Annotated in this window: 12 protein-coding genes; 8 read left to right on the top strand and 4 right to left on the bottom strand. The window is 64.2% G+C overall.

Translation table 11 applies throughout. From position 1 onward, the window contains the following. Window position 1: 1 nt before the first annotated feature. Entirely contained in the window at window positions 2-1504 is a 1503-nt protein-coding gene (locus RFM52_RS07845; RefSeq protein WP_320296340.1) for a leucyl aminopeptidase, read from the bottom strand. Window positions 1505-1882: 378 nt separating this feature from the next. Between RFM52_RS07845 and lptF the strand changes: the two genes are divergently transcribed. The 8 genes from lptF to RFM52_RS07805 all read left to right on the top strand — a co-directional run bounded on the left by lptF (window position 1883) and on the right by RFM52_RS07805 (window position 10417). Next, the gene (gene lptF, locus RFM52_RS07840; RefSeq protein ID WP_320296341.1) at window positions 1883-3079 is read left to right on the top strand and encodes an LPS export ABC transporter permease LptF; all 1197 of its coding nucleotides are present in this window, start codon (window positions 1883-1885) and stop codon (window positions 3077-3079) included. 2 nt (window positions 3080-3081) lie between these two features. After that, entirely contained in the window at window positions 3082-4164 is a 1083-nt protein-coding gene (gene lptG / locus RFM52_RS07835) for an LPS export ABC transporter permease LptG (RefSeq protein WP_320296342.1), read from the top strand. Then, window positions 4164-6575, top strand: coding sequence for an LPS-assembly protein LptD (locus tag RFM52_RS07830; protein WP_320296343.1), 2412 nt, complete (start codon window positions 4164-4166; stop codon window positions 6573-6575). The genes lptG and RFM52_RS07830 overlap by 1 nt, the downstream gene beginning before the upstream one ends. Window positions 6576-6796: 221 nt before the next feature. Then, entirely contained in the window at window positions 6797-7720 is a 924-nt protein-coding gene (locus RFM52_RS07825) for a peptidylprolyl isomerase (RefSeq protein WP_320296344.1), read from the top strand. 57 nt (window positions 7721-7777) lie between these two features. Further along, a complete protein-coding gene (gene pdxA / locus RFM52_RS07820) occupies window positions 7778-8812 on the top strand; it encodes a 4-hydroxythreonine-4-phosphate dehydrogenase PdxA (RefSeq protein WP_320296345.1) in 1035 nt (344 codons plus the stop codon). A gap of 7 nt (window positions 8813-8819) precedes the next feature. Further along, window positions 8820-9665: a 16S rRNA (adenine(1518)-N(6)/adenine(1519)-N(6))-dimethyltransferase RsmA gene (gene rsmA, locus RFM52_RS07815; RefSeq protein WP_320296346.1), complete on the top strand. Its 846-nt coding sequence runs from the start codon at window positions 8820-8822 to the stop codon at window positions 9663-9665. A 153-nt stretch (window positions 9666-9818) separates the two neighbouring features. After that, the gene (locus tag RFM52_RS07810) at window positions 9819-10127 is read left to right on the top strand and encodes a type II toxin-antitoxin system RelB/DinJ family antitoxin (RefSeq protein WP_320296347.1); all 309 of its coding nucleotides are present in this window, start codon (window positions 9819-9821) and stop codon (window positions 10125-10127) included. After that, window positions 10124-10417: a type II toxin-antitoxin system RelE/ParE family toxin gene (locus RFM52_RS07805; protein WP_320296348.1), complete on the top strand. Its 294-nt coding sequence runs from the start codon at window positions 10124-10126 to the stop codon at window positions 10415-10417. Before RFM52_RS07810 ends, RFM52_RS07805 begins: the two co-directional genes overlap by 4 nt. Before the next feature lie 29 nt (window positions 10418-10446). Here the strand turns inward: RFM52_RS07805 and gmk are convergent, their stop codons facing one another. From gmk to mltG, 3 genes are all read right to left on the bottom strand, one after another. Beyond that, complete coding sequence (gene gmk, locus RFM52_RS07800) at window positions 10447-11121, bottom strand: guanylate kinase (RefSeq protein ID WP_320296349.1); 675 nt, start codon at window positions 11119-11121, stop codon at window positions 10447-10449. Window positions 11122-11125: 4 nt separating this feature from the next. Further along, window positions 11126-12016 carry a YicC/YloC family endoribonuclease gene (locus tag RFM52_RS07795; protein ID WP_320296350.1) on the bottom strand — a complete coding sequence of 297 codons (891 nt, stop codon included), beginning with the start codon at window positions 12014-12016 and terminating at the stop codon, window positions 11126-11128. Window positions 12017-12183: 167 nt separating this feature from the next. Continuing rightward, entirely contained in the window at window positions 12184-13458 is a 1275-nt protein-coding gene (mltG, locus tag RFM52_RS07790; protein ID WP_320296351.1) for an endolytic transglycosylase MltG, read from the bottom strand. Window positions 13459-13546: the final 88 nt, after the last annotated feature.

Genomic DNA, 13546 nt, shown 5'->3' with positions numbered 1-13546 from the left:
CCTACCCTTCGTAATGGTCACGCACCAGCCGATCGAGCAGGCGCACGCCAAAACCTGAGCCCCAGGACTGGTTGATCTCGCTCGACGGCGCGCCCATCGCGGTGCCGGCAATGTCGAGATGCGCCCAGGGCGTGTCCTTGACGAAGCGTTGCAGGAACTGCGCGGCGATGATGGCGCCACCATAACGGCCGCCGATGTTCTTCATGTCGGCGTTCTTGGAATCGATCAGCTTGTCGTATTCGGGCCCGAGCGGCATGCGCCACAGCCGCTCCTGGCTGGCCTGGCCGGCGCCGAACAGCCTGCCGGCGAGCTCGTCATTGTTCGAGAACAAGCCTGCATAATGCTGGCCGAGCGCCACCATGATGGCGCCGGTCAAGGTCGCCAGGTTGATCATGAATTTCGGCTTGAAACGATCGTTGGCGTACCAGAGCGCGTCGGCGAGCACGAGGCGGCCTTCCGCGTCGGTGTTCAAGACTTCTATCGTCTGGCCCGACATCGACGTGACGATGTCGCCGGGGCGCTGGGCATGGCCGTCGACGGCGTTCTCGACCAGGCCGATGATGCCGACCACATTGGCCTTGGCCTTGCGCGCGGCCAGCGCATGCATCAGGCCGGTGACGGCGGCCGCGCCGCCCATATCGCCCTTCATGTCCTCCATGCCGGAAGCCGGCTTCATCGAATTGCCGCCGGTGTCGAAGGTAACGCCCTTGCCGATGAAGGCGAGCGGTGCGTCCTTGGCCTTGCCGCCGTTCCAGCGCATCACCGCCACGCGGGCGCCGCGCGGCGAACCTTGCGCGACGCCGAGCAGCGAGCCCATGCCGAGCTTCTTCATCTCTTTTTCAGTGAGTATCTCGACCTCGACGCCGAGCTGCCCCAGCGCCTTGACGCGTTCGGCGAATTCGACAGGCCCAAGCGCATTGGCCGGCTCGTTGACGAGATCGCGCGCAAGCAGCACGCCGTCGACCACGGCCTCCTCACCCGCAAACGCCTTCTTCGCGGCCGCGGGGTCGACGCAATGGATGGTTATCCTGGCTGGCTTGCCCGCCTTTGTGTCGGATTGCCCGTCTTCCTTGTCTTTCCTGGTCTTGTACTTGTCGAAGGAATAACTGCGCAGCAGGATGCCGGCGGCGAGGCTTGCCGCCTGACGGCCGTCGGGCTGCAGGTCCGGCAGATCGAGGATGACGGCCACCTCGGTCGCCTTGCGCAGCGACGCGGCAACGGCGCCGCCCAGCTTCAGCCAGGCATTGTCGTCGAGGCTCCCGACCTTGCCGGCACCGATCGCCACCAGCCGGTCGACGGACGTTCCTTCCGGCGCCAGCACCTCGGCCGAGCTTGCGAACTTGCCGGAAAAATCGGCGACCGGAAAGGCGCGTGCCAGTGCGCCGGCCGGATCGCAGACCTTCGCCGCTTCGCCGAGCCCCCCGCCATCGGCCACGAAGACGAAGACACTGCCTTTTTTCGGCGCGGCAAACTTGGCGAAAGAAACGGAAGGTCTCGACGTCATCAGGTCCTGCTTTCGGGGATGGCCGGAAGGTGCCGGCAAAAGGTGTTATTGAGCGAGCGAGGGGTTTGGCAAGCGTGCGCGACATTTGGTCGTTTTCAGCCATTTGGCAAGACTTTGGCCGGAATCGCTGTCTATATCAGCGCCACCATAGACAAAGGATTCGCCTCGGCACGACCCTAGCTTGCTGCCGTAATGTGCTGTTAACCATCGATGTTTTGCATTTCTTATCCATTGGCGCGGAGACTCCGCCGCGCCAGGGTACGCGACGTGGGGCGAAGAACCGGAGCGAGCCACCTATGAGCCAGTTGTACGGGCGCCGCCGGATGACTACCTTGTCGGCGGGCATGATGCCGTTCGGCAAAATCGAGAAAGGCCTTCATGAAGGTCGTTGAACGCTACATCATGCGCCGCGCGCTGACGATGTTCCTCGCATCGCTGGTGTGGACGCTGGCAATCGTGTGGACGACGCAGGTTCTGGCCAAGATCGACCTCGTCACCGACAACGGCCAGTCGGCGCTGACCTTCTTCGAGGTCGCCGCGCTCATCATCCCCTCGATCATCCCGATCGTGGTGCCGTTCGCGCTGGTGGTGGCGGTGGCGCAGACACTGAGCGCGATGAACACCGATTCGGAGCTGGCGGTGCTCAGCGCCGCGGGCGCCTCGCGCTGGACGATCGCGCGGCCGATCCTGCTGCTCGCGGCTTTTGCCTGCGCCTTTTCCTTCATCGTCGACAACGCCATAGACCCCTACGCCAGGCAGAAGAACCGCCAGCTGGTGGCGGCTTCGCGCGCCGACCTCGTGTCGCTGATCATCCAGGAAGGCACGTTCCGCAAGATCGACGAGGGCCTTTACCTGCAGGTCGGCGAACGGCTTCCCGGCAACCGGCTCGGCGGCATCTTCGTTGCCGATTCGCGCGAGGAAGGCGCAAGCCTGACCTATTACGCCAAGAGCGGCAGCATCGTCGAAAAGGGCGACGAGAAGGTGCTGATGATGAATGACGGCGTCATCAACCGTAAGTCGGTGACCGGCGACCTGTCCGTCATCCGCTTCACCTCCTATGCCTTCGACATGTCGGCCTTCATGTCGGCTGCGAACGACATCACGCTTTTGCCCAAGGACCGGACGACGGCGTATCTGCTCAACCCGGATCCCAACGACAAGATGTTCCAACGCGAACCGGGGAGCTATCGGGCGGAACTGAACCAGCGTTTCGCCGAATGGTCCTATTCGCTTGTGTTCGCGCTGATCGCGCTTGCGGTCGCGGGCGATGCGCGCTCGCACCGGGAGGCGCGCGTCAATCCGCTGATCACGGCGATCGCGATCGCGCTTTTCGTGCGATGGCTGGGCTTCTTCGCCGCGGGCAAGGCCGACAAGGTCGGGTACTATGTCTACCTGCTTTACGGCATACCAATCGTCGCCTCCGCGGTTTCGATCTGGTTCATCGTTTCGTCGCGCAGCATGGAATTGCCTGTCAGTTGGGCCGACTGGCTGACGGGCCTTGCCAAGCGCAGCAGCGACAATTGGACGGCATTCAAGCTCTGGCTCGCCCGGCGCACCTCCGGCCAGGGAGCTTGACCATGGGCTGGACGCTGGGCCGCTATTTCTTCTTCCGCTACGTCTCGATCACCTTCTGGTTCTTCCTGGGCCTGCTGGCGCTGGTGTTCCTGATCGATTTCACCGAGCTTTCCGGCCGCACGACCGGCCTGCCCGGCTTCACCTACGGCACAGCCTTCGCCATTTCGGCGCTCAGGATGCCGATGATCATGCTGCAGACGGTGCCGTTCGTCGGGCTGTTCTCGGCGATGGCGACGCTGGTGTCGCTCAACCGCCGCTATGAGCTCGTCATCGCCCGCTCGGCCGGCGTCTCGGCCTGGCAATTCCTGTTCCCCTGCTGCGTCGGCGCGCTGATGTTCGGCGTGCTGTCGGTCGCCATCATCAACCCGATCGCCGCGCATGGCTTTTCCTGGTCCGAGCAGATGGAGAACGACCTGCGGGCCGGCAAGTCGAATGCCGTCACCACCAATGTCACGCCGTGGCTCAGGCAAAAGACCGAATCAGGCGACACCATCATCGGCGCCCGCGCCATCCTCAATCAGGGGCTGGAGATGGCGGACGCGGTGTTTTTCGTCCTCGATCAGCATGGCAATATCGCCGAGCGCAAGGATGCCGCCAAGGCTTTCCTGCGCGACGGCTACTGGGAATTGCAGGACGTCAAGGTCTTCAAGGGAGGCAATATCCAGGCGCTTGCGACCGACAAGGTGCCGACCAATCTCAAGCCGGAATTCGTGCAGGAACGCCTGGCGCGCCCGGAAACCATCCCGTTCTACGAATTGCCACGCAAGATCGAGGTCGCCCGTTCCTTCGGACTGAAGGCAAACGCCTTCGCCATGCAATTTGATTCGCTGGTGGCGTTGCCGTTCCTGCTCGTGGCCATGACGCTGATTGCTGCAACGGTTTCAATGCGATTTGCGCGAATGGGGCAATCGGCAACGATGATTCTGGGTGGCGTCGTGGCCGGCTTTCTGCTTTATGTCGTCTCGGTACTGGTCAAGGCATTCGGTGTCGCCGGATTCGTGCCTACTGTGGTGGCTGCATGGGTTCCGGTTGTCGTGGCTATGTTCTTTGGGGTGACGTTTCTGCTATACAAGGAAGACGGCTAGTGAGGGAGGCGGTTTTGCGCAGCCATAGGCAGGCCGGTTTGGCACGCCTCTATGGGGCGACCGCCTTGGCATGTCTGTTCGCTTGCGCGGTGCCGATGGCACCCGCGCTGGCGCAGCAGGTTGTCGCCAAGCCCGTCCCGTCCGGCACGCAGATGCTGCTGGCTGCCGACACGCTTGTCTATGACAACGACAAGCATACGGTGACGGCCGTCGGTGGTGTGCAGATCGACTATGGCGGCAACAAGCTGGTCGCCCAGCGTGTGGTTTACAACCGCGACACCAAGCGCCTCGTCGCCAGCGGCGCCGTCGAACTGGTCAACAGCGACGGCACCAAGGTCAATTCCGACCATATCGACATCACCGACGACTTCGCCGACGGCTTTCTCAACGCGCTGCGCGTCGAGACGATCGACAAGGCTTATTTCGCCGCCGAGAGCGCCGAGCGCATGGGCGGCGTGCTCACCACCTTCCACAACGGCGTCTACACGGCCTGCGAACCTTGCGAGGACCAGCCGGACAAAGCGCCGACCTGGCGCGTCAAGGCGCGCAAGATCATCTGGAACGGCGAGAAGAAGACGGTCCGCTTCGAGAACTCGAATTTCGAGTTCTTCGGCTTCCCGCTCGCCTACCTGCCCGCCTTCGAGATTGCCGACCCGACGGTGAAGCGCAAGAGCGGCTTCCTGATCCCCGGCGTCACCTACAACAGCCATCTCGGCGTCGGCGTCAAAGTCCCCTATTACTTCGCGCTGTCTCCAACCTACGACCTGACCGTCACCGGCAGCGGCTATACCAAGCAGGGCTTCCTCGGTGAGGCCGAGTGGCGCCAGCGCTTCAACAACGGCCAGTACACGCTGAAGATCGCCGGCATCAACCAGCAGGATCCCGACGCGTTTATCGATTCCGCCGGCCATAATGTGAATTCGGGGTCTGCCGACGATCCGAACAAGTTCCGCGGCATGATGGGCACCAAGGGTCAGTTCGCCATCAACGAGCGCTGGAATTTCGGCTGGGACGTGCTGCTCCAGACCGACAAGGAATTCTCGCGCACTTACAACATCGAGGGCTACAACGACCTCGTCCACCAGTCGTCGATCTATCTGACCGGCCTGAGCGACCGCAACTATTTCGATGTCCGCGCCATGCGCTTCGAGGTGCAGGAAGATACGCTCTCCAGCGATCCGACGGCGCGCGCTGCCAAGCAGCCCTGGGTGCTGCCGTCGTTCGACTACGCCTATATTCCCGACACGTCGGTGGCCGGCGGCCAGTTGTCGTTCAACGTCAACGCACGCGTGATCAGCCGCAACCAGTTGGACGCCGTGCTCGCCGATGCCAGCGATGCGACTTCGATCAACAATGTGCGCGGCATCGAAGGCGAGTCGAGCCGGCTGACGGCGGAAGCCGAGTGGAAGCGCACCTTCACCACCGAAGGCGGCCTGCAACTGACGCCGTTGCTCGCCTTCCGCGGCGATGCCGGCTATGTCAACGCCAATTCGGCCTCGCTCGATGCCGTCAACCAGATGGGATCGAATCTCGGCCAGGACGTCGACATGCGCTCGTCGCTTGCCCGCTACATGGCCACCCTCGGCCTCGAGGCGCGCTGGCCGCTCCTGTTCTCGATGACCAGCTCCAGCCACATCCTGGAGCCGACCGCGCAGGTCTTCGTGCGCCCGAACGAACAATATGTCGGCGGACTGGCCATTCCCAACGAGGACGCGCAGAGCTTCGTCTTCGACGCCACCACGCTGTTCGAGCGCGATAAATTCTCCGGCTATGACCGCATAGAAGGCGGCACGCGCGCCAATGTCGGCTTCCGCTATTCAGGCGCCTATGACAATGGCTGGGCCACGAACGCTATCTTCGGCCAGTCGTATCAGCTCGCGGGCGTAAACTCTTTTGCCGCGCCCGATCTCGTCAATGTCGGGGCCGAATCCGGCCTGGACAAACGGACCTCGGACTATGTCGGCCTGGTCGGCTTCAACAGCCCTAGCGGTTTCTCCGGCTCGCTGAGCGGGCGTTTCGACGAACAGACCTTCGAGGTCAGGCGTGCCGAAGTGAAGGCCGCCTATTCCGGCCTGCCGATATCGCTCAGCGCCAAATATGCCTTCATCGAAGCGCAGCCGCTCTATGGTTTCACCACCGACCGCCACGAACTCACGCTCGGCGCCTCGACGCATCTGGCGCAGAACTGGCGGCTGTTCGGCACTGGCACCTACGACATCGAGACGAATGTGCTGGTCAAGGACGGTGTCGGCTTCGCCTATAACGATTCCTGCTTCACGTACATCATGACGTATTCGCAGACGCGTGACACCGTCACCAAGGAAGTGTCGCAGAACATCGGTTTCAACCTGTCGTTCCGCACGCTCGGCGATTTCGGTTCGTCAACAAGCGCGGTCGACACCATCCAGTGACCAGGCGGCAGGCGCGCGGCGTCCGAGCCGTGCGTCGGCTGGGGGTGCGATGGGGTTTGGTCTTGATTTGAAGCGTGTTTCTTCGAAAATGGACCTGATTATCAAGGCCATGCGCCGGCGACATCGTTTCGCCGCATAGGACGAGCATGGGGTCGACTGCATCGCGCAGGCGTTTGGAGGACGCGCGGCGCCGTCGTAGTGGGGAAAATTGGGAAGGTAAGATGAGGAAATACCTGTTTTCAGCGGGATTGGCGCTTCTGGTGGCGGCGACCTCGGTTTCGGTCACGGCCCTCGTGCAGCCTGCTTTCGCCGCGGAGATCAAGTATGTCGTCAACGGCATCCCGATCACCTCCGGCGACATCGCCCATCGTGCCGCCTTCTTCAAGCTGCAGCACAAGAAGGGAGATGCCAAGGAGGAGATGATCGACCAGACGCTGCGGCTGGCCGAAGCCAAGCGGCTCGGCATCCGCATCAGCGACCAGCAAGTCGACGCCGCCTACCAGCGCTTCGCTTCAGGCAACAAAATGCCGCTGGCGAAGCTCGACGCGATCATGACGCAGTCGGGCGTCACCAAGGAGCATTTCAAGGAATTCATCCGCGCCCAGATGGCCTGGAACCAGGCGCTCAGCGCGCGCTACCGCTCCGGCGAAGGCGGCTCGGTAACCGAGCAGGACGCCGTGCGGCGCATGCTCGACAAGGGCGGCGCCAAGCCGACCGCGACGGAATACATGCTGCAGCAGGTGATCTTCGTGGTGCCGGCCTCGGAGCGCGCCGCCACGCTCGCCAAACGCAAGCGCGAGGCCGACGCCATGCGCGCCCGCTTCAGCGGCTGCAACACCACGCGCGACTTCGCCAAGGGCCTGCTCGACGTCACCGTGCGCGATCTCGGCCGTGTTCTGGCGCCGCAATTGCCGTCCGACTGGGCCGAGCAGATCAAAGCGACCAAGGCCGGCGGCGCGACGCCGACCCGCGAGACCGAGCGCGGCGTCGAATTCATCGGCGTCTGCTCCTCGCGCGAGGTTTCCGACGACAAGGCCGCGCAGATGGTGTTCCAGGCCGAGGGCAGCAACGACAAGGATGCCGACGAGCTCAGCAAGAAATATGTCGCCGAGCTGCGTCAGAAGGCCAAGATCGTCGAACGCTAGAGCGACAAGCGTGCCTCGACACAGCAACGAGTTCGCCCAAGCGATGAGCGAGCTGGCATGAGCGGGCAGAGGACCGATGCGCCGCTGGCGCTCAGCGTCGGCGATCCCTCGGGCATCGGGCCCGAGATCGCCATCGCCGCCTGGCAGGCTGGCGACAGCGCCGGCGTGCCGCCTTTCTACCTGCTTGCAGACCCCGCTTTGATCGAAGCCCGCGCCCGCCTCGTCGGCGCAAATATCACGATTGCCGAGACGCTACCGGGACAGGCAGCGCATCATTTTTCCCGCGCGCTGCCCGTCGTGCCGCTCGATGCGCGCCATGTCGACAGCCCGGGAGAGCCGGACCCGGCCAATGCCGCCGGCACGATCGAAGCCATCGACCGCGCCGTCGCCGACTGTTTCGCCGGCCGCGCCGCGGCGATAGTCACCTGCCCGATCGCCAAGAAGCCGCTCTATGACGCCGGATTTGGCTTTCCCGGCCATACCGAATATCTGGCGCATCTGGCCTCGCGCCACACCGGCAGGGATGTGACGCCGGTGATGCTGCTGGCCGGACCGGACCTGCGCACCGTTCCGGTGACCATCCACATCGCCTTGGCTCAAGTGCCGAAGGTGCTCACGACGGAGCTGATCGTCGCCACCGCGCGCATCACCGCCGCCGATCTCGAAAGCCGCTTCGGCATAGCGCGGCCGAGGCTCGCGATAGCCGGCCTCAACCCGCATGCCGGTGAAGGCGGCGCGATGGGCCTGGAGGATGCCGCAATCGTCGCTCCCGCCGTCGGGATGTTGCTGGCGGAAGGCATCGACGCGATCGGACCGCTGCCGGCCGATACGATGTTTCATCCGCGCGCACGCGCTTCCTATGACGCGGCGCTCTGCATGTATCACGACCAGGCGCTGATCCCGGCCAAGACTTTAGCCTTCGACGAGGCGGTCAACGTTACGCTCGGCCTGCCCTTCATCCGCACTTCGCCCGACCACGGCACCGCCTTCGACATCGCCGGCAAGGGCATCGCACGCGCCGACAGCCTGATCGCCGCTCTGAGGCTGGCGCGCCGGCTGGCCGACAGCGGACGGCAGGCCGCCGCCGCGTGAGGATCCATTGAGCGGGCGCACCACAATCGACGGACTGCCGCCGCTGCGCGATGTGATCGAGCGGCACGGCCTGCAAGCCAAGAAGGCGCTCGGGCAGAATTTTCTGCTCGACCTCAACCTGACAGGCAAGATCGCGCGCGCCGCCGGCGATCTCGGCGAAGCGACGGTGATCGAGGTCGGCCCCGGTCCAGGCGGACTGACGCGGGCGCTGCTTTTCAACGGCGCGCGGCGCGTGATCGCCATCGAGCGCGACGAGCGCTGCCTCGAAGCGCTGGCCGAGGTTTCCAGTCATTATCCCGGCCGGCTCGAGGTCATTCCCGGCGATGCTCTGAAGACGGATTTTGCCGTACTCGCCGGGGCGGCGAACGGCGGGCCGGTCAAGATCGTCGCCAACCTGCCCTACAATATCGGCACCGAGCTTCTGATCCGCTGGCTGACGGTGGCGGACTGGCCGCCCTTCTACCAGTCGATGACGCTGATGTTCCAGCGCGAGGTGGCGGAGCGCATCACAGCGGCTCCGGACAGCGACGCCTATGGCCGGCTCGGCGTCCTGGCCGGCTGGCGCACCGAGGCGAGGATCGCTTTCGACGTGCCGCCGCAGGCGTTCACGCCGCCGCCGAAGGTGACCTCCTCCGTGGTGCATCTGGTGCCACGCGCATCCCCCCTGCCCGTCGATGCGAAAAAACTCGGCCGCGTCACCGAGGCCGCCTTCGGCCAGCGCCGCAAGATGCTCAGGCAAAGCGTGAAGAGCCTTGGCGGCGAAGCGCTGCTGGCGCGGGCCGGCATCGATCCGACGCGGCGGGCGGAAACGCTGAGCGTGGAAGAGTTCGTCAGGTTGACGAACGCGGTGTAGCTGTAGCCGGCCAGTGCGACGGCAAGAGGAAAGGCAAGGAAGTCCCAGCTCCGTACTCAGCGTCTCAGGCTCTCCATCAGCCTGCAAATCAGGTACGGAATGGCTGGCATTTGTCATTCAAGCGCATTACATTGACAATCAAGGAGATTGCCAATGCCAGCAAACGCACTCGTCCAGACGCGTATTGATGCCGATATCCGGGATCGGGCTTCGGCGGTGCTCGAAAGTATGGGACTTACGGTTTCAGATGCGGTGCGGATACTTCTTACCCGAACCGCCAACGAGGGTGTGCTGCCCATCGATCTGGTCGCAAACAGTGAGGCGTACGATGCGTGGTTTCGCGCCAAGGTGCGCGAGGCGCTGAATGACACCCGAGCTGACATTCCTGACGATCAAGTCGAGGCGCATTTTTCCGAAAGACGCGCCGTAGCCCGTCGCAAGGTCAATGAGCCTAGGTCTTGAAGATCGTCTGGTCGGCATTCGCGCTCTCGGATCGCGACGGGATATTCACGCATATCGAGGCAGACAACCCTGCCGCCGCGATCGTGGTCGACGAACGGATCGTCGCCGCGACAGGGCGTCTCCGTGACTTTCCCGAGAGCGGCCGTACCGGCAGGCTTGCAGGAACACGAGAGCTTGTCATCGTCGGCACGCCGTATGTCGCGGTCTATCAGCTAGTCGAGAACAGGATTCGGATTCTGCGTGTGCTTCACGGAGCACAGCGTTGGCCGGACGATCTTGCAGACGGCTGACGCTATTTATCCGGCTTATCAGGCCTGCCTCACCCCGTCTTCTCGTCCAACAATCCCGAAATGAAGTCGAACAGGCCGGGCCGTCGGTCGCGGCGAAGACGCTCCGCCGTGACGATGGCGCGGACCTCGGCGAAGGCGCGGTCGAGATCGTCGTTGACGATGACGAAGTCGTATTCCTTCCAATGCTCGATCTCGAGGCGAGCATTTTTCAGCCTGGTCTCGATGACGGATTCCTGGTCCTCGGCGCGGCGCTTCAGGCGCGCTTTCAACTCCTTCATCGACGGCGGCAGGATGAAGATCGAGACGATGTCGGCGCGCATCTTCTCCTTGAGCTGCTGGGCGCCTTGCCAGTCGATGTCGAACAGCATGTCGCGGCCCTCGGCCAGCGCGATTTCCGCCGGCTCGCGCGGCGTCGCATAGCAATTGCCGTGCACTTCGGCCCATTCGAGCAGCGCGTCGGAATCGCGCAGCCGCTCGAACTCGCGCATGGTGCGGAAATGATAGTGGACGCCTTCGATCTCGGAGCCGCGGCGCGGCCTTGTGGTGACGGAGACCGAAAGCTCGAGGCTTCCATCGCTTTCCAGCAGATTGCGCGCGATCGTCGACTTGCCGGCGCCCGACGGCGACGACAGCACCAGCATCAATCCGCGGCGGCGGATGCGGGACCCCAGATCCCTGGCGGCCGTCGGCTCCTTGACAACCATCCCGTCACTCCAGATTCTGGACCTGTTCGCGAAACTGGTCGACCACCGCCTTGAGCTCCAGCCCGATCGCGGTAACCGCGGCAGCGTTCGACTTCGAGCACAACGTATTCGATTCGCGGTTAAATTCCTGTGCCAGAAAATCGAGCTTGCGACCAACGGCGCCGCCGCTTTTGAGCAGCGCCCGCGCCGAAGCGACATGTGTCTTCAGCCGGTCGATCTCCTCGCGGATGTCGGCCTTGGTGGCAAGGAAGGCCGCTTCCTGATGCAGCCGGACGGCGTCGAGATTGGCCGCAGCATCCATCAAGAGGCGCACCTGCTCGGCGATGCGCTCGCGGATGGCCGCGGGCTCGCGCGAGGGGTCGGCTTCTGCCTTCAGCGTCAGCGCCTCGATGGCATCAATGTGGCCGGCAAGCAGCGCGCCAAGTGCTGCGCCCTCACCGAGGCGCGCCTGTTCGAGGCCGGCGAGCGCTGCCTCGAGCGCCGACAGGATCGCGGCATCGAGGGCGGCGCGCTCCTCCTCCGTCTCGACCGCTTCGGGAATGTCGAGCACACCGCGCAGGGAGAGCAGGCCGTCGGCGGTGGCGGGCTCGGTGCCGAACTGCTCCTGCAAACGCTTGGCCAGCCCTGCCAGGTCCTTGAGGAACGCTTCGTTGACCACTGGCTGGATTTGCCTTGCGGCGGCGCGGCCGACCGTCAACGTCGCCTGGAAATTGCCGCGCGCGAAGCGTTTTTGAACGGTCTGGCGGACGGCGGTCTCAAGCCGGTCGAAACCCTGCGGCAGCCGCAGCCTGACCTCGACGCTCTTGCCGTTGACCGACTTCACCTCCCAGGCGATCGAGGTGCCATCGCTTTCGGCGACGGACCGTGCGAAACCGGTCATGCTTTGCAGGCTCATTGTGCATCCCCTGTCGCGGGCCCTGGCCTATCTTGCCCGGCGCCGCGCACCCCAAAAATCGCCGGCCCGATGGCGCGGCGGCGGATATCCCCTCAAAACATGAATAGCGGCTCGCGTCAAAGGACGCGAGCGGAAGGCTCAAGGCGGATTGGATTCAAGCGATGCGCTTATTGCGCGGCGTCGCCGCCGGCGTCGCCGTTCTCGCCGCTGCCGCCATTGGCTCCGGCATCGCCGCTGTCGGCGCCGCCATCGGGAGCGGCCGGCGCCGTCGTCTGGCCAGGAGCCTTGGCGGCGGCATCCGCCTGCTTCTTCTGCAGCGCCCGGTAGCGGGCGACGTTCTGGTTGTGCTCTTCCAGCGTGGTCGCGAAGACATGGCCGCCATTACCGTCGGCGACGAAATAGAGGTCGTCGGTCTTCGACGGATTGGCGACCGCTTCGAGCGCCGCGCGACCCGGATTGGCGATCGGCGTCGGCGGCAGGCCCTTGATCATGTAGGTGTTGTAGGGCGTCTGCTTGTCGAGATCCGACTGGTAGATCGGCCGGTCCGCCGGCTTTCCCTTGCCGCCGAACAGGCCATAGATGATGGTCGGGTCGGACTGCAGCCGCATGCCTTTGGCCAGGCGGTTGAGGAAGACGGCGGCGACGCGCGAGCGCTCGTCGCTCCTGCCCGTTTCCTTCTCGACGATCGAGGCGAGCGTGACGAAGTCGTCGATGTTGGCGATCGGCAGGTCGGGCGCGCGGTGCGACCAAACGTCTTCGACCAGTTTCTTCTGGTCAGCGATAAGCTTGTCGACCATCTGCTGCCTTGTGGCGCCGCGGGTGAAGCGCAGCGTGTCGGTGGCAATGCTGCCCTCCGGCGGCAGGGCCGGCGGCATATCGCCGGTCAGCGCTTCCTGATCGGCGACGCGCTGCAGCGCCTGCTCGACCGTCAGCCCTTCGGGAATGGTGAGCGAGTACATCACCGACTTGCCGCTCTTGAAGAGCTCCATGATGTCACGCATCGAGGCGCGCGGCTTGATGGCGTATTCGCCAGCCTTCAGCGCCGATTCATTGCCCGTGGCGCGCACGCCGAGCCGGAAGATGCGGGCATCGCCGATCAGATTGCGGCGTTCCAGCTGGTCGGCGATCTCCTGCACGCCGGTGTTCGGCTTGATCAGGAAGGTGTCGCCATTGGCGGACGGGCCGGGCTCGACGAAAGCCTGCATGCCGAAATAGAGCGCGGCACCCGAGGCGAGCACGGCAAGGATGACCACGGAAAGGAAGAAATTCAGGAACACGACGACTTGGCTGCGCGAGGCGCGCGAGCGCTTCGACGGCGGCGGCGTGCCGGCTTCCGGGCGCAGCGCCTCGGCCGCGGTCTTCGGCACGATCGGCCCCTTTGTGCCTTGGCGTCCGAATTCCCCGTCGCCGCCCGGATTTGTGCTCCCAGGATTTGTGCTCATGGCGCGCCCTACCGTCTGATCTGCAACGAATCCCCCGGCCAAAAGCTAGGGGAGAATTTGGCAAAAATGACGGCAGGTGGCGGGACTG

Origin of the sequence: Mesorhizobium humile, assembly GCF_033977215.1 — a bacterium.
Taxonomy (GTDB): domain Bacteria; phylum Pseudomonadota; class Alphaproteobacteria; order Rhizobiales; family Rhizobiaceae; genus Mesorhizobium; species Mesorhizobium humile.
Note: the sequence above shows the minus strand (reverse complement) of the source record. Positions and strands in the feature narration are given on the sequence as shown.